We start from the raw sequence: 22,457 nt of genomic DNA, 5'->3' as shown, positions 1-22,457 counted from the left end.
CCAGACCGCAGAACGCACATTATGTGGCGAACTTTAGATTCAGATGACTAGGTGACTGCGCCGCCCCGCTTTGTTTTCCGTCACCCTGAAGCGCGTTCAGGGTGACGAGATTGAAGATAAAGGTGTTCTTCCGTCCGAGCTTATGACGAAAAAAGACGGCGGCTCTTGGGAGAACCGCCGCCAGGCACCGTCAGAAGGTTCCGCCGAAGATCAGAACTGCACTCGCTTGGTATAGCCGCCGTCCACGACGACATTGGTGCCGGTGGTGTAGGACGAGGCCGGGCTCGCCAGAAAGACGATCGTCCGGGCGACTTCTTCCGGTCCGCCCCAGCGGCCGAGCGCGAAGGCGGCTTCGGTTGCCTGGTAGAGTTCCGGCATCGCCTCTCCGATGGCTTCCCAATTGCCGCCGGGGAACTTGATCGGACCGGGCGAGACGCAGTTCACGCGAATGCCGAGCGGGCCGACCATCTGGCTGAATTGGCCGGAGTACGCGATCAGCGCCGCCTTCATCGCATTATAGGCCTGGGGCACGATGAAGGTCTCGGTTCCGGCGGTGGAAGCCATGATGACGATGGCGCCCGTGCCGGACTTCTCCAACCAGGGCTGCAAGGTCTCGCAGCCGAGCACCGTGCCCTTGATATCGGCGGCGAAGCAGGCTTCCCAATCGCCGGTGGCACCCGAGCCCGACGCACTGGCGCCGGGAACGAAGACGTCGCAGCCCCCCAGGCGCTCGGCGGCGGACTTGAGCCAATCGACGTAGGCGCCGTGGTCCAGCATGTCGAGCGCCTCACCGATCACGGTGCCGCCGTGGCGGGAAAGCGTCTCGGCGGTTTCGCGCACCTGCTCGGCATTGCGTGAGAAGAATGCGATGTCGCAGCCCTCTTCGGCGAAGATTTCCAGCGCGGCGCGGCCGATGCCGCGGCTCCCGCCGGTGAGAATGACCTTCTTGCCCTTCAGTCCCAGATCCATGGCTGCCTGTTCCTCTGCCTTCGCGCGTTGTTTTGTGCAGGGGTTGTCGCTGCTCGGCGGGCGAGGGGCCACTCCTATTTTGGTCAGGAACGAGCATGCCCCCGGCATGGTAGGCCATCCGCCCAAGCATTGGGAGAGTACGATGGGACGACTGCAAGGCAAGCGCGCCGTGATTCTGGGTGCAAGCAGCGCAGGCAACATGGGCCAGCACATCGCCCGGCGCTTTCTGGCGGAAGGTGCAAGCGTGCTTGTCTCGGGGCGCACGACGGCGGTCCTTGAGGACTTTGCTGCGCACAACGGCTGCGCCTGGGCGGCCTGCGATCTGACCGACGAAACCAGCGTCGAGGCGCTGGCGGAGAGCGCCGCGTCGAAACTTGGCGGCATCGACATCGCGCTCAACGCCACGGGCTGGGGGCTGCTCAAGCCCTTCCTCGACACGACGCATGAGGAGGTGATGGCGATGACCATGCTCCAATATGTCGGGCCGTTCCATTTCTTCCAGTCGATGCTGCGCCGCATGGCACGCAGCCACGGCGGCACCGGCGGGTCGATCATCCAGATCAGCTCGGCCACGGCCACGATCATGCTCGACGATCACGCCGCCTACATGGGCACCAAGGCAGGCACCGACCATGTGATCCGCTGTGTCGCCAACGAGTTCGGGCGCGAGGGCGTGCGGGCCAACTCGATCTCGCCGGGGCTCACCGATACGCCGATGACGGCAGAGGCCAGGCAGGTGCCGGGGCTGTTCGACGCTTTCCTGGCCGGCTACCCGCTGGGCCGCATCGGCACCTCGGACGACATCGCCGCCGCCGCCGTCTGGCTCGCCAGCGACGAGTGCTTCATGACCGGCGAGAACCTTCAGGTAAATGGCGGGCTGACCTTGCGGCGCAATCCGACGAAGAGCGAGATCGACGCTGCGGTGGCGGCGGCCTAGTTATACGTCGTCCCGGACCTGATGGGACCGCTGGCGGTGCACAGCTGTACCCTCGGCTAGGCGCCTTCCCGCGAGCTATCGCCTGAAGAACCGGCAGCGATCCCGGATCAAGTCCGGGACGATTTGCCTTTCACGTTCGTTTCTATCACACTCGCGTTTCCCTCGCATCCTCGCGCAGCAGGTCCTTGCGCACTTTTCCGGAGGCAGTGCGGGGAAGCTCCTCCCGGAACTCGAAGCGCTCCGGTATCTTCTGACGCGCCAGGCCGCTCGCCGCGACATGCGCGGACAGGTCCGCTTCCGAAACCGCTTCGGTCGCAATCACGTAAGCGCATACCCCTTCACCCAGTCTCTCGTGGGGCATGGCGACGACCGCTGCCTCTCGCACCAGCGGGTGGCTGTGCAGCACGTCTTCGATCTCCTTGGCGGAGATGTTCTCGCCGCCCCGGATGATCAGATCCTTTTTCCGCCCCGTCACGGTGATCGCGCCTTCCGCCGAGCGCACGCCAAGGTCGCCGGTACGGAAGAAGCCTCCCGCCGTGATCGCCTCGGCCGTCTGCGCCGCGTCGGCATAGCCCAGCAGCATGCCCGGTCCGCGGGCGAGGATTTCGCCTTCCCGCCCGTCCGGCAGGTCGCGATCCTCGTCATCGACGATCCGGACTTCGTAATCGACCACTTCGCCGTCGGTGGCAGCGGCCAGCGCCTCGTCCTGCGGCCAGCCGAAGGTGACGAGCGGCACTTCGGACGCGCCGAAGACGCGGAACGCGCGGCATCGGGCGAAGGCGGCATTGGCAGCGGGGATCAGGTCGGCCGGAACCGCCGCGCCGCCGCAGGCGAAGAAGCGGAACGAGGGTAGCGGATTGCCCGCAGCCCGCGCTGCCGCGGCCAGTTCGACCAGGAACGGCGTTGCCGCCACCGTGCCGACCAGCGCGTACCGATCGATCAGGGCCAGCGCCGCTTCGGCATGCCAGCTTTCCATCAGCACCGTGCGGGTGCCGCAGATGAAGGGTGCCTCCAGCCCATTGGCATAGCCCGAGACATGGGTGACGGGGGAGGGCATCAGCGTGCCTTCACCAGCTTTCAGGCCCCAGTGCCTGCCGCTTTCGCGCAGGATCCGTGCGATCGAGACGTGGCTGTGCAGCACGCCCTTCGGCCTGCCCGTGGTGCCGGAGGTATAGAGCACCATCTTCACGCCCAGCGGATCGACTCGCGGGCGGGAGAAGGGGACGCTCCGTCCTTCTTCCACGAGCGCGGCGTAGTCGTCGGCGCCGTCTCCGCGCACCGTGAAGACATGGCGCAGGTTCGGCAGGTCTGCGGCGATGCGCGCGGCCATCGCCGTGTAGTCGAACTTGCGGAACACGGACGGCGTGAAGAGCGCGGCGGCGCGGCAGTCCGCCAGCATTTGCGTGACTTCGTGATCGCGGTAGATCGGCACGATCGGATTGACCACGAAGCCGGACATCGCGGCGGCCAGGTTGATGACCATCGCCTCGCGCCAGTTCGGCACCTGGAAGGCCAGGACGTCGCCCGCGCGCAGTCCGCGACGGTGCAAGGCGGCCGAAAGCGCCTCGGCATCGGCTAGTGCCTGCGCGCGGGTGACGGGGAACGCGCCGTCGATCAGTGCCACGAAGTCGGGATCGGCCTCGGCCAGCGCCTCTGCCTGCTGGGCGATCGTGCGCTCGTCCCAGGCGCCGGTTCCGGCATAGGCGGCAAGATGCGGGGGCGGCGTTTCGAGCCAGGCCCAGGGACTGTCTTTCCTCTCCATAACGTGTGACTGCCCTTGCGAAGGATCGTGGCCAACTGGCCAAAGTGCCAAGGCTTTTGCACCGACCTATCACCTTGCGCAGGTTGCCGCCATGGGCGCGGGGGCACAGGATCGCCGGCGATAACGATGCGGGAGAGGACCGAGTGGACCGCGTGAAGCAGATTGGCGATGTCGCCGAGATCATGCTCGGCTATGTCGAGAACAGAAAGACCTTCCAGACGGACCGGACCTACAAAGTCTCCACGGCCAGCTACACCGACAAGGATCAGTTCAACGCCGAGATGGAGCTGGTGTTCAAGCGCGTGCCGCTGATGCTGGCGTTCACGGCGGAAATGCCTGGCCCCGGTGACTACAAGGCGATGGAGGCGGTCGGCCTGCCGGTGCTGATCACCCGCGACAGGCAAGGCCAGGTCCGCGCCTTCCTCAACGTCTGCTCGCATCGCGGCGCGCCCGTGGCGGCAGAGGGCCATGGCAACTGCGCGCGCTTCACCTGCAAGTACCATGCCTGGACATATGCGGCGGACGGCCGCCTGCTCGGCATTTCCGAGGCCAGCACCTTCGGGCAAGTGGACAAGGCCGAGATGGGCCTGCGCGAGCTTCCCTGCGAGGAGCGGGCGGGCATGATCTTCGTCTGCCTCACGCCGAATGCACCGATGGACCTCGACAACCATTTTCGGGGCTTCCTGGAGGATTTCGAGGCGCTGGACTTCGCGGACTGGACCTATCTGGGCAACCGCACCATCGAGGGGGCGAACTGGAAGATCGCCTTCGACGGTTATCTGGAAGGCTACCACTTCCAGTCGCTCCATCCCGAGACGATCTTTCCGCGCACACCGTCCAACTGCACGCATTACGAGGGCTTCGGCCCCAATATCCGCATCGGTTTCCCGCAGCATTCGATTGCCGAGCAGCTGAAGGATGTGCCGCGCGAGGAATGGGGCAACAAGGAGAACTACGGCTACGATTTCGTCCGCATCTTCTTCCCCAACGTCTCGATCTTCATCGCCCCGGAAATCACCCAGGTCGCGCAGCTTTTTCCGGGACCGACGCCCGATCGCAACCGCACGGTGCTGAACTATTTGCGGCGCGAACCGGTACGGGACGAAGCGGACCGGGAAAAGGCGGAAGCGGCGATGAACTTCTTCCGCGACGTGACCTACCAGGAGGACTACGTCATCGGGCTGGAAATCCAGAAAGGCCTTGAATCCGGGGCGCATGACGAGCTTACCTTCGGTCGCAACGAAAGGGGCAACCAGTATTTCCACGAATGGCTGAACTGGTACTTGCAGGACGACGCCTCGCTGCCCGAACCGCAGATGTAAGGCGGAAAGGACGCATGATGCGCAAGCTCTCGCTTGCCTCGGGGGTTTTGCCCGAGTTCGGTGCGGTGGACGTGGTGGAGGCCGGAGCCGCGACCGGGTTCGATGCGGTCGGCCTTTGGATCGATCCGGCGGAATGGACGCCGCAATCCACGCGCGAGACTCTCGCCGCACTGACGCGCACCGGGATGCCGGTGCTCGATGTCGAGGTCGTCTGGATCAAGCCCGATGCCGGGCTCGACGATCATCGCAAGGTAATCGACGTGGGCGCGGAACTGGGCGCGGCGAACGTGCTTTGCGTGTCGTCCCATCCCGACCCCGGCGTTACGGCCGAAACGCTCGCGGTGCTTTGCCATCATGCCGAGGGTTCGGGGATGCGGGTGGCGCTGGAGTTCGGCATCTTCACCGAAGTACGAAACCTTCAGCAAGCGCTGGGGGTGATCGGACAGGTGGACCATCCGCTGGCAGCGGTACTGGTCGATCCGATCCATGTCGATCGCTCCGGCACTACCGTTGCCGAAGTGGCGGCGATCGACCGGGCTCTGCTGCCCTATGCCCAGTTCTGCGACGCTGGCGCCTTGCGTCCCGATCCTGCCGACTTCGCTGCAGTGATCGCCGATGCCGTGGACTTGCGCGAGCAATGCGGAGAGGGCGCTCTGCCGCTCGCAGCACTGCTAGGGGTTTTGCCGCCGGACATCCCGCTCTCTATCGAACTGCGCTCCGCCGCGCTGCGGGAGGCGTTCAGCCAGCCCGCCTTGCGCGCCAAAGCCGTGCTCGATGCCACGCGGGGCTGGCTGGAGACGCTGGCTTAGTCCGCCCTACCAGGCGTGGGGTTCGCCGTTCCACTTGTAGAAGCCGCCGGACATTTCCGGCGTCAGGCTGCTCGTCAGCGCGGCGATGCCTTCGGCGCTTTCCCGCGGCGTGAGGTCGGCCTGTGGGCCGCCCATCTGGGTCTGGACCCAGCCGGGATGGACGCTGATCGCGATGATCCCCCGATCCTTGGTGCCCAACGCGATCGACAGCATCAGCCGGTGCAATGCGGCCTTCGACGCCGCATAGACCTCGTAACCCGGATAGGGCCATGTCGAAGCGCCGACCTGGCTGCCGAAGCTCACGACTTTCGCCCCCGATCCAAGGCGCGGCAGGAAAGCCTGGAACACGCGCATGGGTCCATTGACGTTGGTGTTGAAGACTTCCAGCCAATCGGCGAAGTCGGCGCTTTCCAACTCCGTCTCGGTGTTGCCGGAAACGCCCGCGACATTGTAGAGCACATCGATCGCCCCCTCGCCGGTCTGGGCGGCACCGGCCTTGACCGAAGCGTCGTCGGCCACGTCCATCGCGTGGAGCGTGACGAGTCCTCCGGACTCGGCTGCGAGCTTGTTCAGCTCTGCGGCGCCGTCAGGGTCGCGAAGAAGGGCATGCACATGGTCGCCTTTCGCCAGATGCAGCTTGACGAGTTCCAGCGCGATCCCGCGCCCTGCTCCGGTAATTGCCACGTTCGCCATGCGCTTCCTTCTCTGTAGACGGTCTTTGGTGAGGCCTTGGATCGATCGGTACGCGTAAGCCTATCAAAGGCTTCCGCCGCTCTGACCTGTCCATTGGGTCAGGGCTGCGAAAACCGGCCGCCGCGCGCGGACATTGCGCAAGGTGCCCGCTTTCATGCCCGTCGGCCGGCGATCTTGCAATGACCACAGGCTGCAAGATGCTGCGAACCCGGACCTTTCTGCTCGGCCTAGCTGAAGTGGCAGGTGAGAAGCCGGGCCGCCGGACCATAGAACCGTCAAGGGAGTCGGTTCGAACCGATCGCACAGCTCTCGAGATCTGCCGCGGAGGCAGGCCGGGGCGGAGAGGAAGGCAGACCATGACCGAGGCGCAGGCGGCGGAAGGCTCCGATTTCGCGGCAGAATTGCGCGATCTTGCCGCGCGGCGCGATATCGCCGAAGCGGCGCAGCGCTACGTGCGGGGGCTCGATCGGCTCGATGCGGCGCTCCAGCGCCGCGCTTTCCATGACGACGCCGTGATCGACTGCGGGTTGATGAAAGGCACGGCGGACGAGTTCGTCGACTTCTGCCAGGATTTCCTCGGCACGATGGAGGCCAGCCACCACCTGCTCGGCCAGCACCGCATCGAAGTGTCCGGCGACAGCGCGCGGGGCGAGGTCTATTTCCAGGCCTGGCACGGCGTGCGCGACGAAGCGGGCGGCGTGCGGGACCTCTTCATCGCCGGGCGCTATCTCGATGAATATGCCTGCCGGGACGGCGAGTGGCGTATCACCGCGCGGCTGCTCGTGACCGACTGGGTCAAGGACGATCCCGGCTCCCTCGACTTCTTCGCCGCCAATCCCGGCGCCGTGCGGGGCGGCCGTCGCGGCGCGGATCCCAGCGATATCCAAGCTTGGCAGACAGGACTGAAATCATGAACCTCCAGAGCAAGGTTTCCCGCTACTCGCAGGAATTCGATCCGCCGGTGCGCGGCGATCCGATCACGGCCGACCGCTATATCTCGAAGGAATGGATGGCGGGCGAAATGAAGAATCTCTGGCCCAAGGTCTGGCACCTGGGCGGGGTGCTGGCCGACCTGGAGGAGCCGGGCGACGTGATCCGGCACAATTTCGCCAAGGAATCGGTGATCATGGTGCGGCAGGAGGACGATTCCATCCGCGCGTTCTACAATTCCTGTCCGCATCGCGGAAACCGGCTGATCCTGGCCGACGTCACCAGCGTGCCGCGCATAACCTGCGGCTATCACAACTGGACCTACGATCTCGACGGCACTCTGATCAAAGTGCAGGACCCGGACGATTTCGAGGGCGGCAGTCCGTGCGGCAAAGTCCACTTGTCCGAACTGCGCTGCGAGACCTGGGGGCCGTTCGTGTTCTGGTGCATGGACGACGACGTGGCGCCGCTTCACGAATGGCTCTCGCCCTTCCCGGAGCGTCTGGCCGGCTACGGCATCGACAATTGGGTGCGGGTGCTCAACCTATCGGCGGACTGCGAGTTCAACTGGAAGATCATCCGCGACAATTTCAACGAGAGCTACCACCTGCCGACGATCCACCCGGAACTGGCGACTTTCATCAACGACGGACTACCGGACACGCTGTTCGAGATGTACCCTTCCGGCCATAACTCCATGTGGATGAAGGGGCATCAGGCCACGACGCGCGTGGATTATCACACGACAGAGGTCCCGGCGCCGCTCGACCAGGTGGCGCGCGCCTGGGGAATCGACCCGGCCGATTACGCCGGCCATACGGGCGACCTTCGCGCGGCCGTGATCGAGGCCAAGCGCCGGCTGGGGCCGGAGCGGGGCTTCGCAAATTACGCGCAGATGAGCGACCAGCAACTCGTGGACTACTTCCACTGCACCCTGTTCCCCAACTTGACGCTCACCATGAGCCCGGAGCAGTTGCAGGTCCTGCGCACCGAGCCGCATCCCACCGATCCCGAGAAATGCGTGTTCCAGCACTGGTGCCTCTATCCGCCGATCGCCGGCATGCGCGAGGTCGAGACGCCGCTCGGCACGGTGCCCCTGCGTCATGATGCCATCGCGCGCCATTCCACCTACGGCGACGGTGTGTCCGTGGGCTTCGTGGCCGATCAGGACCTGTCGATCGGCACCAGCCAGCAGCAGGGCCTCAATTCGCGCGGCTTCAAGGGCTGCATCCTGCCGGGACAGGAAAAGCGCGTCCAGCGGTTCCACGAACTGCTCAACGATGTGGTGCAGGGGTGAACCTGACGCCGCCGTGCCCCCTGGAGGACAGGCTGGCTATCCAGGATTTGCTCGTGGCCTATGCCCACGGGTTGGATAGCCTGGAGAATGTCGACGCGCTTCTCGATCTTTTCGTGGAGGATGCGGTGTTCGACCTTTCCGGGGTCGGATTCTCCAGGCTTCAGGGCCACGCGTCGATCCGGAGATTTTTCGAGGACACCTTCGCTGCCATCGCCGCCCAGGCGCACTATCTGAGCAACTTCGCGATTACGGCCTATGCGGGCGACCGGGCCTCGATCCGCGCCTATGTGACCGGCATGGCTCGGTACAAGGCCGGCGGCGGGATCACGGTGCACGGGCGCTATTACTTCGACGTGGTGCGTACCGCGATGGGCTGGAAGGCCGTGCAATACAGGATGGATTTCCTCATCCCGCCGGAGGGTTGAGGCTAACGCCGAAGATTTCCCTTCGAGGCCAGCCGTCTTCGTCATAGACCGGTTCCACACCGGCGGCCGAATAGATCTGCACAGCAAAGCCTGTCAGTTCGTAGCGGCCGAGATGGTCGCGCATCGCTGCATAGGAACTGTGCGCGAAGTGGCCGAGCAGGGCTCGCTCGCTTTCCCATTCCTCGTAGACGTGGATCAGGCCAGCATCGAGCGGATCGACGGCCCAGTTATACGCAACGCAGCCTTGCTCCTTTCGGCTGGAAACGATGTGCTCGGCGCCGCTGCGGATAATTTCGGAGCAAAGCACTTCGTCCCCGGCGAAGCGGAGGGTTCCGGCTACGATGATGCGCATGGTCTGTTCCTTTCAGGCGATCGGACGGATCGCCGGGGTCTCGTGGATCTCCAGGATCTCGAACACGTTGCCGAAGAAATCGCGGCAATAGGTTCCCGAATAGCCGTGCTTCCTGCCATCCGCGTCGGTCGTGATCGTCGTCAGGTCGGGCGGCGCGTGAACCGGCAGGCCCGCCGCCACGATGCGCTCGTGCACGGCGGCCAGATCCTCCACCTGCAGTGCGATATGCGTGTAGCCATATTCGTGGACGCCCCGGCGCGGATCCTGCTTCTGCTTCTGCTTCGGCGCGGCATATTCGAAGACTTCGATCTGCATGTTGCCCAGGCGGCAGAAGAACTGCTCCGCCGCGCTGCCTTCGAGACCGACGATCTCGTCGATGAAGGGATTGTCCGCCCAGCGCAGCGGTTCCACTTCCTCGACGCCGCCGAGAATATCGAGGTAGAAGTGCCGCGCCTTGGCAAGGTCGGGCACGGAGACGCCGATGTGATGGACGCCGAGGATGCCGGGCAGGGGGCTGGTCATGGGATCGCTCCGCAGCAGGCCGTCGTCCAGGATTTGATCCGGGACCGCTGGCAAGGTCGCGTCGGTTTTCCGGCAAGTGCCAACCGTGACCAAGCGGGTCTCGACAGCGTGCGCCTGAAGACCGACAGCGGTCCCGGATCGAGTCCGGGACGACGCAGGTGGTGACGAGGGCGCGGGCTCATGCCGCTACCGTGCTTTCCGCGCGGACGTTGCGCTGGGCAGCGTGCCGGCCCGCGAGATAGCCGAAGACCATGCCCGGTCCCAGCGTGCCGCCGCCGCCGCCGTAAGTCATGCCCATCATCGAGCCCATGGCGTTGCCCGCCGCGTAAAGCCCCTCGATCGGCTTCAGGTCCACGTCGAGCACGCGGCCGAGCGTGTCGGTCTTGGGGCCGCCCTTGGTGCCGAGCGCGCCGGACTTTACCTCTGCGGCGTAGTACGGCCCGCCCTCGATCTTGCCGAGGGTAGCTTCCTTGCACCCCTTGTTCCCGGGGTCGCCCCAATAGCGGTCGTAATAGCTCTCCCCCCGCCCGAAGTCGTCGTCCTTGCCGTTTTCCACCATGGCGTTCCAGCGCTCGACCGTGGCTTCCAGCGCGCCCGCCGGGAGTCCGAGCTGTTCGGCGAGCTGCGCCAGAGTATCGCCCCGCGCGATCCAGTCTGCCGGCTCTCTTTTGTGCTCGCCGTCGCCAACGCCGATCAGCTGGGTGTCGAGGAAGCCCCACTTGTCGTAGAATGCCTGGTTGAACAGGCACCAGGCCGGGAGATTGGCCCAGGAGCAGGAATTGAGGTCCTGCACATGGAACGCGGCGCCGAAGGCGTTGTAGTTGGCGGCCTCGTTGGTGAAGCGTTTGCCGGTCCGGTTGACCATGATCGTGCCGGGCAAAGTCCGCTCGCCGGTGAAGAGCATGCGCCCCATGGCGTTGAGCGGGGCCTCCACTACCGGCATCCACCAGGCCTCGCGCATCGAGGAAAGCATGGCTCCCGCTTTCATCGCCATGCGCAGGCCATCGCCGGTATTGGTGGCGACCGACACGGGGGAGGTCAGCGGGCCGCGCAGGAAGGCGGCCTTGAAGGCTTCATTGTGTTCGAAACCGCCGGTCGCCAGCATCACGTTCGGGGCGTCGATCACGGTGCCGTCGTCCAGTTCGACGCCGCGAGTGACGCCTTGCTCGATCCGCAGCTCCTTGCCGCCAGTGCCGAGCAGGAATTCCACGCCCCGGTCGAGGCAACCGCGCAGCAGGCGGCCCACGAGGGCATGGCCAAGCCCGCGCTCGTCATTGTCGGCGCGGCGCTTCGCCTCGGCCGGGTCGAGCGGATCGGGCACGGCCTGCGCCAACGAGGTCTCGCCCACGGTGAAGTAGACGTGCGGCCAGTAATAGGGGGAGACTTCCACCCGGTCTCGCCACTCTCCCAGCTCCCCATAGGGATAGACGGCGCATTCCAGCGTACGGCCGCCGCGCGATGCCGCTCCGGGCTGTTCGGGATGGTAGTCGGGGAAATCGGGTACCACCATGAATTTCACCGGCGTGCGTTCTTCGAGGAAGGCGACCATCTCGACCCCGCCGTCGATGTAGGCCTCTGCCATCTGCGGCTCGATCAATCCGTTGGACATGGAGGCGAGATAGGTCAGCGCCTTGTCGCGGCTGTCTTCCTTGCCATAGGCCTGCTGGTGCGGGTTGCAGGGAATCCAGATCTGCCCGCCGGACCAGGCCGAGGTGCCCCCCAGTTTCGCGCCCTTCTCGACGACGAGGACTTTCGCGCCATGCTCGGCCGCCGTCAGTGCAGCCGTCAGCCCCGCCGCGCCCGAACCGAGCACGACGAGATCGTATGCCGTATTGGTCATTGCCTCTCTCCCGATGGCCGCTTCAGGGCCTCATGAAATCAGACCTGCCAGGATCAGACCTGCCAGGATCATACCTGACTGAACCCGCCGTCCATCACGAGTTCGTCGCAGGTCATGAAGCTGGATGCCTCGCTGGCGAGGAAGACGACGCCCCCCGCCATCTCTTCCGCGCGGCCGAGGCGGCCGATCGGGTGCGTGGTGTTCATCGCGGCCAGCGAGGCCTCGCGCGAGGGCGAGGCGCCGAGTTCGACATAGCGGTCCATTATCGACGCCAGCATCGGCGTCTCGATCCCGCCCGGGTGCACCGAATTGACGCGGATGTTGTACCTCAGCGCCGCGAACTCCGCGCCGAGGCACTTGGACAGCATCTTGATCGCCGCCTTGCTGACGCAATAGGCGGCATTGAAGGCCGCGCCGCGCAGGCCGCCGACGCTGGACAAGTTGATCACCGAAGCGCCGCCCTTTCGCGCCTTGCCACCCGCCTTGAGCAGGTCCAGCAGGACCTGCGTGCCGATGATCGCGGAATCGACGTTGATCGCGTTGATCCGGTGGAACTCCGAAAGCGGCGTTTCCTCGAACTTGGTGACGATCGAGAAACCGGCGTTGTTGACCAGCACGTCGAGCCTGCCGTAGTTCTCGCGAACCAGAGCCTCCACCGCGCGCCAGTCCGCTTCGTCGGTGACGTCGTGCTTCAGGTAATGGTCGGCGCCGTCGACTTCCGCGCCGTCCTTCAGGTCGGTGGCGATCACGGTGGCGCCGGCGAGCTTCATGGCCTTGACGATCTCGCGGCCGATACCGCCTGCCGCGCCGGTGACGACGGCGATGGTGTCGGGAAGGGCGCCGGGTGAGGGGGCGGTCATGGTCGTGTTTCTCCGCGTTCCAAGGTCATTGCGCCGTCCAGCCGCCGTCTATCACCAGTTCCGCGCCGGTCATGTAGGAGCTGTCGCTCGAAGCCAGGAAAAACGCGGCACTGGCCAGTTCGGACGGATCGGCAAGGCGGCCGATCGGCGTCCTGCTCGACATCAGGTCGACCAGATCCTGCGGTTTTTCCGCCACGCCCTTGTCCACCCAGCGCTGGAAGCCTTCCTTGAGCAAGGGCGTGACCACGAAGCCGGGATGCAGGGAGTTGGCGCGGATCGGCATCTTCTTCTCGGCGAACTCCAGCGCGATAGACTTGGTGAACAGACGCACCGCGCCCTTGCTGGCGTTGTAGCCGGAGACTTCGCTCAGGCCGACGAGACCCATGATCGAACTGACGTTGATGATCGAGGCGCCGCCCGCGACCTCCGCGCCGCTGGCGGCCATGAGCGGCACGAAAGTGCGCACGCCGAGGAACACGCCGTCGACATTGATGCTCATGATCCGCCGCCAGCCCTCCAGCGAGGTTTCGGCGATCGGACCAGTGAGGTCGATACCCGCGTTGTTCACCAGGATATGCAGCTTGCCGTGGCGCCGGGTGACGGCATCGAGCACCGCCTCCCAGTCTTCCTCGCTGGTGACGTTGGCGCGCACGTAGCTGGCCGCCTGTCCCAGCCTGCCCAGCGTCTCGCCGACGAGCGTGCCGTCTTCGGCCTCAAGATCGGTCAGCACCACTTCCGCGCCTTCGGCCAGGAAGCGCTCCACGCAGGCCAGGCCGATGCCGCGCAGGCCGCCGGACACCAGCGCCACGCGGCCCTTCAGCCGCTGCGAACCGAGATCGCTCATACGCCCATCATCCCTGCCGTGCTTGCCCCGTCGATCACGTATTCGCTACCCGAAACGAACTGCGATTCGTCCGATGCGAACCAGGCCACCAGTCCGGCGATCTCCTCCACGCGCGCCATCCGGCCCAGCGGGGAGAGCCCCTCGTAAGCGGCGCGGGTGGCGGTCGGATCGCCCGAGGTGTCGATCAGGTTGCGGATCAGCGCCGTCTCCACCACGCCGGGCAGGATGGCGTTGACGCGGATGCGGTACTTGCGATTGCCGGCATGGACCGCCGCCGATTTCACCAGCGCGACGACGGCCGCCTTGGACACCGAATAGGCCACGAAATTGCCCATCGCCCGGTGCGCATTCATCGAGGAGTTGACGAGGATCGAACCGGCCGCCCCTCCCGGATTGCGGGACATCAGGCGCATCGCGTGCTGCACGGTGAGCATGGCGCCGGTCTGGTTGACTCCGATGACGTTCTCCCACCCGTCCAGCGTGATATCCTCGACGCTGCCGTCGCCGTGCTCGGTGCCGGCATTGGCGAAGGCGAAATCCAGGCGGCCGTGATCGCGCTCGATCCGTTCGGAGAGCGCATCCCACGCGGCGCCGTCGCGGACGTTGTGGCTGACGAATTCGGCCCCGGTGGCGGCGCAGACCTCGTCCGCGGCACTGCGGTTGGAGCCGGTGAACACCACTTTCGCACCTTCCGCGCGAAGCCTGTGCACCGCGCCCGCGCCGATGCCCGAGGTTCCTCCGGTGACCAGTGCCACCTTGCCTTCCAGCCGCTTCACGGCATTCTCCCGTTATATTCGTTGCGGAGAGCATGACCGATCCTCGCTTCGGAGCAACCTATGATTTGAGCAAGGTGACTCAGGCTTCCCAGCGGTCCAGACATGCCCCAAACAGGGAAAAACGAAACCGGTTGGGAGACCTTGGAGCAATGGCCGAACGTGACCCCGAATTGGGCGCTTCGCTGGGAGAAGACCGCAGCGAGGGCATCAGCTGGGCCGAACTCATGGCACGGGATTCGCGGGCTGCCCCCGCGATCCTGACGCAGGAGAGCTACACGTATCGCGGCTCGGACCCGATCCCTGCCGAACGCTACATCAGCGCCGAATTCGCGCAGCTGGAGCGCGACCGCATGTGGCCTTACGTCTGGCAGTTCGTGGCGCGGGAGGAAGATCTGCCCGACCCCGGCGACTTCATCGTCTACGAGAACGCGGGGCGCTCCTACCTCGTCAGCCGGCAGGACGATGGTTCGATCCGGGCCATGCACAACGTCTGCCTCCATCGCGGCCGCAAGCTGCGAACCGAGGAAGGCCATGCCGACAAGTTCGTCTGCCCGTTCCACGGCTTCGCGTGGAAGAAGGACGGCAGTTTCGACTCCATGCCTTGCCAGTGGGACTTCCCGCACCTTTCGGAGCAGAACCTCGACTTGCCCGAAGCCGAAGTGGGCCGCTGGGCGGGCTACGTCTTCCTTCGCGAAGAGAAGGGCGGGCCGAGCCTGGAGGAATTTCTGGCCCCGCTGCCCGAGCACTTCAAGCGCTGGCGGCATGAGGAATGCGCCAGCGTCATGCGCGTGGCCAAGGAGGTGCCGGCCAACTGGAAGGTGGTGATGGAGGCCTTCATGGAGGCCTGGCACACCATCGTCACGCACCCGCAGCTCCTGCCGTTCACCGGCGATTCCAACGCCGCCTACTGGACCTGGGGCGACAACGTGAACGTCAACCTCGTTCCGTTCGGCGTGATGAGCCCGCATATCCAAGAGGGCCAGGGCGAGCAGTGGATCGTCGACGAGTTCATCAAGTACAATGGCCGTTCGGGCGACAACTACGAAGGCGAAGCCTCCGCCAATCCCATGGCGATCCAGGTGCCGGAAGGCGTGACCGCGCGCGCGGCCTTGGGCGCGGCGATGCGCGCGGCCTATACCGAGAGCACCGGCTACGACCACGGCGACGCCACTGATGCCGAACTGCTCGACGCGCTGGTCTACAACGTCTTCCCCAACTTCGCGCCCTGGGGCGGCTATATGCCGAACATCGTCTACAACTGGCTGCCCGGCAAGACGCCGGACACCTGCGTGATGGAAGTGCGCGTGCTGGCCCGCATACCCAAAGGCCAGCCGATCCCGCGCGGTGCGCCGCTCAAGATGCTGCGGCTGGACCAGAAGTGGACCGAGGCCCCCGAACTGGGCATCCTGGGTGACGTGTTCGAGCAGGACATGGACAACCTGCCTTACGTGCAGGAGGGTCTCCATGCCTCGAAGACCGGCAAGGTGAACCTGGGCAACTATCAGGAAATCCGCATCCGCCAGTTCCAGGATACCTTGATGAAATATATTCATGGCGAACTGGGCCGGACAACGCCCGAAGGGATGGCCTGACCGCATGAGCGAAACCGCTGAGACCCGCCCGCCGCGTATCGACTGCGTGTTGATCTGCGGCGGCGTGTGGCACGACATGGACTTCGCCCGGCTGGAACTGCTCAAGCTGCTGGCCGAGGATCCGGCAGTGCGGACCCGCGTGTTCGAAGACTACGAAAACCTCGACGCGATCCGATCCGCCCATGTGCTGATCACCTATACCTGCGACGTCACCCCCTCGCTGACGGCGCAGGAGGTGCTGCGGGACTGGTTGGCGGCGGGCGGGCGCTGGTATGCGCTCCACGGCACCAATTCGGTGCTGCGGCTGCTGGCGGAAGGCCGCGACGCGGGCCTGTGGGACGCGCCGCGCTGGGCGCCGCTGTTCATGGACCTGCTGGGCAGCCAGTTCATCAGCCATCCGCCGATCGCGCCTTATACCGTCACCGTGGCCGATCCCGGCCATCCGCTGGTGCAGGGGATCGCGCCGTTCGCCACCACCGACGAACTCTACCACATGGAGCGCCACGGCGATCTGCACGTTCTGCTGGAAACCGAATGTACCGAGGAAGGCACCGGCTTCGTCGAGGCGGCAGGCGCCATCGGCACCCACCCGGTGATGTATATCAAGGCGCACGGCCGGGGCGCCGTGCTCTACAACACGCTGGGGCACTGCCGGGGGCATTACGACCTGCAGCCCATGCTGGACTGGTGGCCGACGGTGGATCGCTGCGCCTGGGATCTTCCCGTGTTCTACGAATTGCTGCGGCGGGGCATTGGCTGGCTCAAGCAACGCGAGGCGTAGAGCCGCTCTTTGCGCGACGCTCTCGCGCTATCCGCCCCGAACTGCTAAGGCGGGGTGATGATCTTCCCGGCTTCGGATACGCTTCTCGCTCCCGCTCCTGCCAGCACCGTTGATCCCGAAGAACCCGATTTCGTGGTGGTCGACGTCGAGACCGCCTGCGCGCGGGTCAGCAGCATCTGCCAGATCGGCATCGTCGGCTTCCGTCAGGGGCGCGAGATCTTCGCCTTTGAGACGCTGGTCGATCCTCGTGACGAATTTTCCACGTTCAACATCCGCATCCATGGCATCTCGCCCGAGCATGTGGCGGGCAAACCGACCTTCGGCGACATCCATGGGGTGATCTCCAGGCATCTGACGGGCCGCGTGACGGTCGCCCATTCCAATTTCGACAAGGGCGCCCTGTCGGCGGCGTGTCGCTTGGGTGCACTGGATCTGATCGAGACCACATGGCTCGACAGCGTTCGCGTGGCGAAGCGCGCATGGCCGCAGCTTTCCAGCCACCGCCTCAACGTGCTGTCGCGCCATCTCGGCATTCGCCATCGGCATCACGACGCGCTCAGCGACGCGCGGGCGGCGGGCATGGTGATCGTCCGGGCTATGGAGGAGACGGGCATCGACCTGCAAGGCTGGATGGCCAGGCCGGGCAAACCCGGCAAGGCGCCGTCCGCCGCAGACGAGGGGCCGCTGAAGGGTGAGCGCGTGGCCATCCTGGGCGAACCGCGTGACGGCGCGCTGGCGCAGTTCTTGGCCGGAGCAGGCGCGCGCGTGCTTACCTCCGTTGGTGCGACCACTACCCTGCTGGTGATCAGTGCGCGCCAGCCTTACGGGCGCTGGGTGACGGCCGAGGCGCAGCATCGCAAGGCCGAGCAGCTCGGCGTCGCCATCGTCACCGAAGCGGAACTGCGCACTCGCCTTGGCGCGGACGGGCGCGGGCCGGTCAGGGCCTGAATTCGCGGCGCACGGCGTCCATCTCCGCGAAGAACAGGCCGCGCGCCTGCTCTGCATAAGGGTTGGATTCGATGGCCTGGCTGACGCCCGGGGCATCGTGGCGCACCATCTCGACCGCCTGCCGGATCAGATCGAAGCTGCGGGTGGTGATCCGGTCGGGCAGATGCTCCATGCGAAGCAGGATCCTGGCGATCAGATGCGTGAGACCCTGTGTGAAGGCTGCCTCGCGGTCATGCTCCTCGGGGGAGACCATGACGATCGCCAGCCCGAAGCGCTTGCGCAGGAATGCGGCGATGCGCCGCGGGGAGCGGCCGCGCAGGGGGCAGATCACCATCTTCAACCCACGCGTGCCCGCCCGAATGCTCTGGGGGCCGAACATCGGGTGCGTGGCCGCGAGATCGACATGCGGCGGCAGTTCGGCAAGCAGGATCTCGGCGGGCCGCATCTTGGTCGAGCAGACGTCGAGGACGAGGGTACCGGGCCGCAGCAGCGGCGCGATGGCGCGGCAAACGTCCGCAAGCGCCGACAGGGGAACCGCGATCACGACGACATCGCAGCGGCAGACTTTCGCCGGATCGGTCATGATCACGCCGCCCACCGTGTCTCCATTCGGGCTGGGATCGGTTGCGAGGACGCGGAAGTAGGGCAGCAGATAGCGCGCGGTAAGCTGTCCGAAGGCGCCGAATCCGATGATGCCCAAGGTGGGGCGGCTAGAGGGACGGCGATGCCGCGGCGGACTACAATCCACGATTGTCACGACCTGGGTAGCTCCGATCTGGGCTACGCAACCGTGGGTCTGACTGGAAAGGTTCAACCGCTGGTTACGCAGCGGTTGAGAACGACAAGATGCTCACCGCCGATCAGCGGTAGTAATAGGATCCCACGATGGCGAGCGGCCTTGTCATGGCGCTGCGGCTAAGCGTTCGGCGCGGGCCTGTCAATGCCGGTCAGAGCGCGCCAGGAGGGGACGCATCACCTTTCAATTGAGCGGTCCCGGCGGCGGCACGGCATTGCCGGTCTGGCTGCTGGTGACCACGGCGCGCGCCTGCGATACGCGGCTGTAAGGCGGTACGCTGTGCGTCAGCCATACATTGCCGCCGATCTCCGATCCCTTGCCGATGGTCACGCGCCCGAGGATCGTCGCAGCGGCATAGATCACCACGTCGTCCTCTACGATCGGATGGCGGGGTTGAGCCCGCACAAGCGCGCCGGAACTCTCCGAAGCGAAGTCCTTGGCGCCCAATGTGACGCCTTGGTAGAGGCGCACGTTGTCGCCCACGATCGCCGTTTCGCCAACCACGACTCCGGTGCCGTGGTCGATGAAGAAGCCCTTTCCGATCCGTGCGGCGGGATGGATATCGATCCCGGTCCCGCCATGGGCGATTTCCGAGAGGATACGCGCCACCAGCGGAGCGCCCAGGTTGTACAGGGCATGTGCCAGCCGGTAATGGATGATGGCCAGCAAGCCGGGATAGCAGATGAGCACTTCATCGAGGCTGCGCGCCGCCGGATCGCCGCGATAGGCGGCATCGATGTCGAGATCCAGCGAACGGCGGATCTCCGGCAATTGGCGGGAGAAAGCCAGGACGATGGCGTTGGCACGCTGCTCCGCTTCCTGCTTTTCAGCCGCCGCATAGTGCAGTTCCAGCCGGATCTGCGCTTGCAGGCGGCTCAGAGCGATCTGCAGCGACTGCGTGACGAAAGTCTGTTCGTTGTGCAGCCGCACGAAATCGGGGCCGAGCCTGAGCGGAAACAGCGCCCCGCAAAGTTCCTCCGCGACTTTCGCCAGGCGCACCCGCGATGGGAATCCCTCGACGCCGTATTCGACATGCTGGCTATGCGCCGAGCGCCATGTCCGCCGGATCTGCGCCAGTTCCGCGACCAGGCCTTCGACGTTCCAGAAGTCTTCGTCAGGACCGGGAACCCCGGCTGCGTCAGGCATCGCGCTCATGACGGTGCACTCCGGTCCTGCGTGGGGAGGATGGGCGCCGAGGGGATGGAAGCGCCGAGTGGGCCGGCCGTTCGTATAGGCATCGTTTTCACCTCGTCCTGAGGGATCACGACGCTTGGCGTTGTCGCCCCAGCATCGCGCGCTTTAGCGGTTGATTACGCGGAGCAAGCTGCATCCCGATCAAAAGCCGCGGGCCGACAAGGTTCGCAGACGGGCATCGTCGACCGGATGTCCGCCTGTCGCTTATTCGGACAGACGCACCGCCCGTCAAGAAAGCGGCATCGTCACAGGTGATAGAAAATCTGGATCCGCCGAAACGCCAGGTTGCGCTTTCACAGGCATCGCGCGATTGGCACTTCCCACGAGGCGCCCAAGAGCCTAGAGGCCGCTCATCCCCGGGGGGCCGCTGATGCGCGGCTGAGAGGTGGTCAGCAGACCACGACCCGCTGAACCTGATCCGGTTGACACCGGCGTAGGGAGGGCCGCGGCAGACCCGTTGTCCCTCCGAGTGGAGTGGACGCGTGACCAAGAAAACCGATTTCCGTTATCTGAGCAGCGCCGCGATGGCGATCCCGGCTCTGCTTCTTGCGCCGGCCGCTCTGGCAGAAGCCAAGGAGGCGCCAGCAGCCGAGCGGGCAGCGGAAACGGCGGACAGGATCGAGGTGATCGGCCATCCCGATCCCGAAGGCCTGTTGCCTGACCAGACCGCGCCGAAGGCCGTCAGCGCGATTTCCAGCGACTTCATCGTCAAGCAGGCGCCAACGCTCAACGCCTTCCAGCTGGTCAACCTCCTGCCGGGCGCGAACGTCTCCTCGGGCGATCCCTATGGCCTTTCCACCAGTTCCAGCCTGACCTTGCGGGGCCTCGGGCAGGACCAGATCGGCGTGGTCATGGAAGGCGCGCCGCAGAACGACATCGGCTACTTCTATGCCTATCCCTCGCAGTTCGCCGATGCCGAGAACGTGCGCCAGATCGCCCTGGCTCAAGGTGCCGCCGATATCGATGCGCCTGTCGTCGCAGCGGCGGGCGGGTTGCTCTCGCTTTCGCTCGACGATCCCCGGCCGGACATGGGCGGCTTGATCAATCTTTCGGTCGGCTCCTACGATCAGCGCCGGGCCTTCGTGCGCTTTGATACCGGCACCCTGGGCGCGAGCGGCCTCAAGGCCTTCGTGTCCTATTCCAACAATCGTGCGGACAACTGGCGCGGTCCCGGCTACGATTTGCGCCAGCATGTCGACGCAAAGCTGCTGGGCGAATGGGGCGACGGCAACCGGGCCAGCGTGGCCTTCTCGTACAACGATGCCAAGACGTCGGCCTATCCCAGCCCGACCCTGGCCGACTGGGACGCGCAGGGGCGCGGCTTCAACCACGACGCTCGCTACGACCCTGAGAATGGCACCAACTACTGGCGTCTCTACCGCGCGCCGTTCCGCAACTTCTATGTCGCCGCGCCGCTCCACCTGAAGCTCGGCGACGGGCTGGCCTTCGACAGCAGTGCCTACCTCCAGTTCGGCCATGGCAATGCTCCCTACGGCACCGAGCTGACCGAGACCGGCAATTTCCTCGGTACCGAGGAACTGACGCAACCGGTCGCGCTTCCCGGTGCGATGGATGGAACGGCGACGGTGCTGGGCAACTGGACCGGCAAGCAATTCCGCGTCGGCGATGTCGGCAAGCTGACGTTCGAGGCGGGGGCGCACCGGATCACGGCGGGGCTCTGGTTCGACTACGGCACCGACCGCGTGACGCAGTCCTACACTTCGATCGATGCCGGAGGGCGTCCGCTGGACCAATGGGGTTATCAGCGCAGGGCGATCCGTACGGCCGATGGCCGCCTGCTCGCATACGAGAACGCGCGCACGAAAACCGTGACCAAGGCGTTCTTCCTGGCCGACAGCGTGACCCTCACACCGCGCCTGGTGGTCGATCTCGGGTTCAAGGGCGTGGGCGTGCTGCGCAAAGGCCGCAACTTCCTGCCGGGACCGCAGCAGACGGTGCGGACCAACAGCTTCGCCGCGCTGCCGCGCGCCGCCGTCCACTACCGGCTGGACGATCGCCAGCAGCTTTTCGCGAACATCACCACCAGCTTCCGCACACCCAACGAATTCGCACTCTACAACAGCTATTACGGCGGCGAGATCGTCGGCGCGGGCACCACGAACCTCAAGAACGAATACTCCGTCTCGCAGGAGCTGGGTTATCGGTACATCGGGCCGAGCCTGTCGTTTTCCGTGACGGGCTTCCACTACCACTTCCGCAACCGCCAGGTCGCGACCGTGGTGAACAGCGGCGGCGCGCTGGTCAACTCGACCATCAACGGCGGCAGCCAGACTTCCTACGGCCTCGATGCCGAGATCGACTACCGCCCCGCCAAAGGCATGAGCGTCTATCTTTCAGGCGAGTATCTGCATGCAAGGCTCGACGACGATCTGGCCGTGGGGGCAGACGTTCTGCCGACCAAAGGCAAACGCGCGGTATCTGCACCCAGCTTCCAGTTCGCCATGGGCAGCACTTACGACGATGGCCGGCTGTTCGGCAGCACCGCACTGAAATACGTCGGCCGCCAATATGCCACGTTCATGAATGACGAAAGCATCAAGGGCTATGCCACGCTGGATCTGTCGATCGGCGTCCATCTCGCCGGATTGATCGACGCCCAGCGCATGGACTTGCGCCTCAATGCCATCAACCTCACGAACCCGCGCGTGCTGTCGGGCGTGCAGGCAGTCGGCACCAACGCAAGGGACACCATCGGCCGCGGGGGCATCTTGATTTCCGGGGCAGCGCCGACCTACTACGTGGGAAGCGGGCGCGCGTTCGTGGCAACGCTCAGCCGCGCTTTCTGAT

Annotated in this window: 21 protein-coding genes and 1 riboswitch; of the genes, 10 read left to right on the top strand and 11 right to left on the bottom strand. The window is 65.4% G+C overall.

Features of this window, described 5'->3' with window-relative positions; genetic code table 11:
- Positions 1–210: 210 nt before the first annotated feature.
- A complete protein-coding gene (locus L284_RS28875; protein WP_031341534.1) occupies positions 211–969 on the bottom strand; it encodes an SDR family NAD(P)-dependent oxidoreductase in 759 nt (252 codons plus the stop codon).
- 142 nt (positions 970–1,111) lie between these two features.
- Here L284_RS28875 and L284_RS28870 point away from each other — a divergent pair, with 142 nt between their 5' ends.
- The gene (locus L284_RS28870; RefSeq protein WP_021232768.1) at positions 1,112–1,906 is read left to right on the top strand and encodes an SDR family NAD(P)-dependent oxidoreductase; all 795 of its coding nucleotides are present in this window, start codon (positions 1,112–1,114) and stop codon (positions 1,904–1,906) included.
- A gap of 145 nt (positions 1,907–2,051) precedes the next feature.
- On the opposite strand, the gene L284_RS28865 is transcribed toward L284_RS28870, so the two are convergent.
- A complete protein-coding gene (locus L284_RS28865) occupies positions 2,052–3,668 on the bottom strand; it encodes an AMP-binding protein (RefSeq protein ID WP_021232767.1) in 1,617 nt (538 codons plus the stop codon).
- Positions 3,669–3,811: 143 nt separating this feature from the next.
- Between L284_RS28865 and L284_RS28860 the strand changes: the two genes are divergently transcribed.
- Both L284_RS28860 and L284_RS28855 read left to right on the top strand, forming a co-directional pair.
- Positions 3,812–4,990, top strand: a complete 1,179-nt coding sequence (locus tag L284_RS28860) for an aromatic ring-hydroxylating oxygenase subunit alpha (RefSeq protein WP_021232766.1) — start codon at positions 3,812–3,814, stop codon at positions 4,988–4,990.
- Between the two features lie 14 nt (positions 4,991–5,004).
- Complete coding sequence (locus L284_RS28855) at positions 5,005–5,799, top strand: sugar phosphate isomerase/epimerase family protein (protein ID WP_021232765.1); 795 nt, start codon at positions 5,005–5,007, stop codon at positions 5,797–5,799.
- 6 nt (positions 5,800–5,805) lie between these two features.
- Here the strand turns inward: L284_RS28855 and L284_RS28850 are convergent, their stop codons facing one another.
- Complete coding sequence (locus L284_RS28850) at positions 5,806–6,492, bottom strand: SDR family oxidoreductase (RefSeq protein ID WP_021232764.1); 687 nt, start codon at positions 6,490–6,492, stop codon at positions 5,806–5,808.
- 356 nt (positions 6,493–6,848) lie between these two features.
- Here L284_RS28850 and L284_RS28845 point away from each other — a divergent pair, with 356 nt between their 5' ends.
- The 3 genes from L284_RS28845 to L284_RS28835 are packed head-to-tail and all read left to right on the top strand — an operon-like array spanning position 6,849 to position 9,144.
- Positions 6,849–7,406, top strand: coding sequence for a nuclear transport factor 2 family protein (locus tag L284_RS28845; RefSeq protein WP_021232763.1), 558 nt, complete (start codon positions 6,849–6,851; stop codon positions 7,404–7,406).
- On the top strand, positions 7,403–8,719 hold the full coding sequence (locus L284_RS28840; RefSeq protein ID WP_021232762.1) for an aromatic ring-hydroxylating oxygenase subunit alpha: 1,317 nt from the start codon (positions 7,403–7,405) through the stop codon (positions 8,717–8,719). Before L284_RS28845 ends, L284_RS28840 begins: the two co-directional genes overlap by 4 nt.
- Complete coding sequence (locus L284_RS28835; RefSeq protein ID WP_021232761.1) at positions 8,716–9,144, top strand: nuclear transport factor 2 family protein; 429 nt, start codon at positions 8,716–8,718, stop codon at positions 9,142–9,144. Before L284_RS28840 ends, L284_RS28835 begins: the two co-directional genes overlap by 4 nt.
- Here the strand turns inward: L284_RS28835 and L284_RS28830 are convergent.
- The 6 genes from L284_RS28830 to L284_RS28805 all read right to left on the bottom strand — a co-directional run bounded on the left by L284_RS28830 (position 9,125) and on the right by L284_RS28805 (position 14,338).
- A complete protein-coding gene (locus L284_RS28830) occupies positions 9,125–9,496 on the bottom strand; it encodes a putative quinol monooxygenase (RefSeq protein ID WP_021232760.1) in 372 nt (123 codons plus the stop codon). The genes L284_RS28835 and L284_RS28830 overlap by 20 nt on opposite strands.
- Before the next feature lie 12 nt (positions 9,497–9,508).
- Positions 9,509–10,018 (bottom strand): VOC family protein, encoded by a 510-nt coding sequence (locus L284_RS28825; RefSeq protein ID WP_031341530.1) that lies wholly within the window; start codon positions 10,016–10,018, stop codon positions 9,509–9,511.
- A 178-nt stretch (positions 10,019–10,196) separates the two neighbouring features.
- The gene (locus tag L284_RS28820) at positions 10,197–11,858 is read right to left on the bottom strand and encodes an FAD-dependent oxidoreductase (RefSeq protein ID WP_021232758.1); all 1,662 of its coding nucleotides are present in this window, start codon (positions 11,856–11,858) and stop codon (positions 10,197–10,199) included.
- Between the two features lie 68 nt (positions 11,859–11,926).
- Positions 11,927–12,718, bottom strand: a complete 792-nt coding sequence (locus L284_RS28815; RefSeq protein ID WP_021232757.1) for an SDR family NAD(P)-dependent oxidoreductase — start codon at positions 12,716–12,718, stop codon at positions 11,927–11,929.
- Positions 12,719–12,743: 25 nt separating this feature from the next.
- Positions 12,744–13,562 (bottom strand): glucose 1-dehydrogenase, encoded by an 819-nt coding sequence (locus L284_RS28810; RefSeq protein WP_021232756.1) that lies wholly within the window; start codon positions 13,560–13,562, stop codon positions 12,744–12,746.
- On the bottom strand, positions 13,559–14,338 hold the full coding sequence (locus L284_RS28805) for an SDR family NAD(P)-dependent oxidoreductase (RefSeq protein WP_021232755.1): 780 nt from the start codon (positions 14,336–14,338) through the stop codon (positions 13,559–13,561). Before L284_RS28805 ends, L284_RS28810 begins: the two co-directional genes overlap by 4 nt.
- A gap of 149 nt (positions 14,339–14,487) precedes the next feature.
- Here L284_RS28805 and L284_RS28800 point away from each other — a divergent pair, with 149 nt between their 5' ends.
- Genes L284_RS28800 through L284_RS28790 form a run of 3 tightly spaced genes read left to right on the top strand, consistent with a single transcriptional unit; the run spans position 14,488 to position 17,659 of the window.
- Positions 14,488–15,930: an aromatic ring-hydroxylating oxygenase subunit alpha gene (locus L284_RS28800; protein ID WP_021232754.1), complete on the top strand. Its 1,443-nt coding sequence runs from the start codon at positions 14,488–14,490 to the stop codon at positions 15,928–15,930.
- 4 nt (positions 15,931–15,934) lie between these two features.
- Positions 15,935–16,711, top strand: a complete 777-nt coding sequence (locus tag L284_RS28795; RefSeq protein ID WP_031341529.1) for a ThuA domain-containing protein — start codon at positions 15,935–15,937, stop codon at positions 16,709–16,711.
- A 57-nt stretch (positions 16,712–16,768) separates the two neighbouring features.
- Positions 16,769–17,659 carry an exonuclease domain-containing protein gene (locus tag L284_RS28790; protein WP_021232752.1) on the top strand — a complete coding sequence of 297 codons (891 nt, stop codon included), beginning with the start codon at positions 16,769–16,771 and terminating at the stop codon, positions 17,657–17,659.
- Here L284_RS28790 and L284_RS28785 read toward each other — a convergent pair.
- Together L284_RS28785 and epsC are read right to left on the bottom strand one after the other, a co-directional pair.
- Positions 17,649–18,359, bottom strand: a complete 711-nt coding sequence (locus L284_RS28785; RefSeq protein WP_021232751.1) for a prephenate dehydrogenase/arogenate dehydrogenase family protein — start codon at positions 18,357–18,359, stop codon at positions 17,649–17,651. The genes L284_RS28790 and L284_RS28785 overlap by 11 nt on opposite strands.
- A gap of 279 nt (positions 18,360–18,638) precedes the next feature.
- On the bottom strand, positions 18,639–19,601 hold the full coding sequence (gene epsC, locus L284_RS28780) for a serine O-acetyltransferase EpsC (protein WP_052018320.1): 963 nt from the start codon (positions 19,599–19,601) through the stop codon (positions 18,639–18,641).
- Between the two features lie 395 nt (positions 19,602–19,996).
- Positions 19,997–20,106, top strand: a riboswitch (TPP riboswitch).
- Between the two features lie 67 nt (positions 20,107–20,173).
- Here epsC and L284_RS28775 point away from each other — a divergent pair.
- Positions 20,174–22,456, top strand: a complete 2,283-nt coding sequence (locus L284_RS28775) for a TonB-dependent receptor (RefSeq protein WP_040712505.1) — start codon at positions 20,174–20,176, stop codon at positions 22,454–22,456.
- Position 22,457 lies beyond the last annotated feature (1 nt).

The sequence above is a fragment of the Novosphingobium lindaniclasticum LE124 genome (genome assembly GCF_000445125.1).
GTDB lineage: Bacteria > Pseudomonadota > Alphaproteobacteria > Sphingomonadales > Sphingomonadaceae > Novosphingobium > Novosphingobium lindaniclasticum.
Note: the sequence above shows the minus strand (reverse complement) of the source record. Positions and strands in the feature narration are given on the sequence as shown.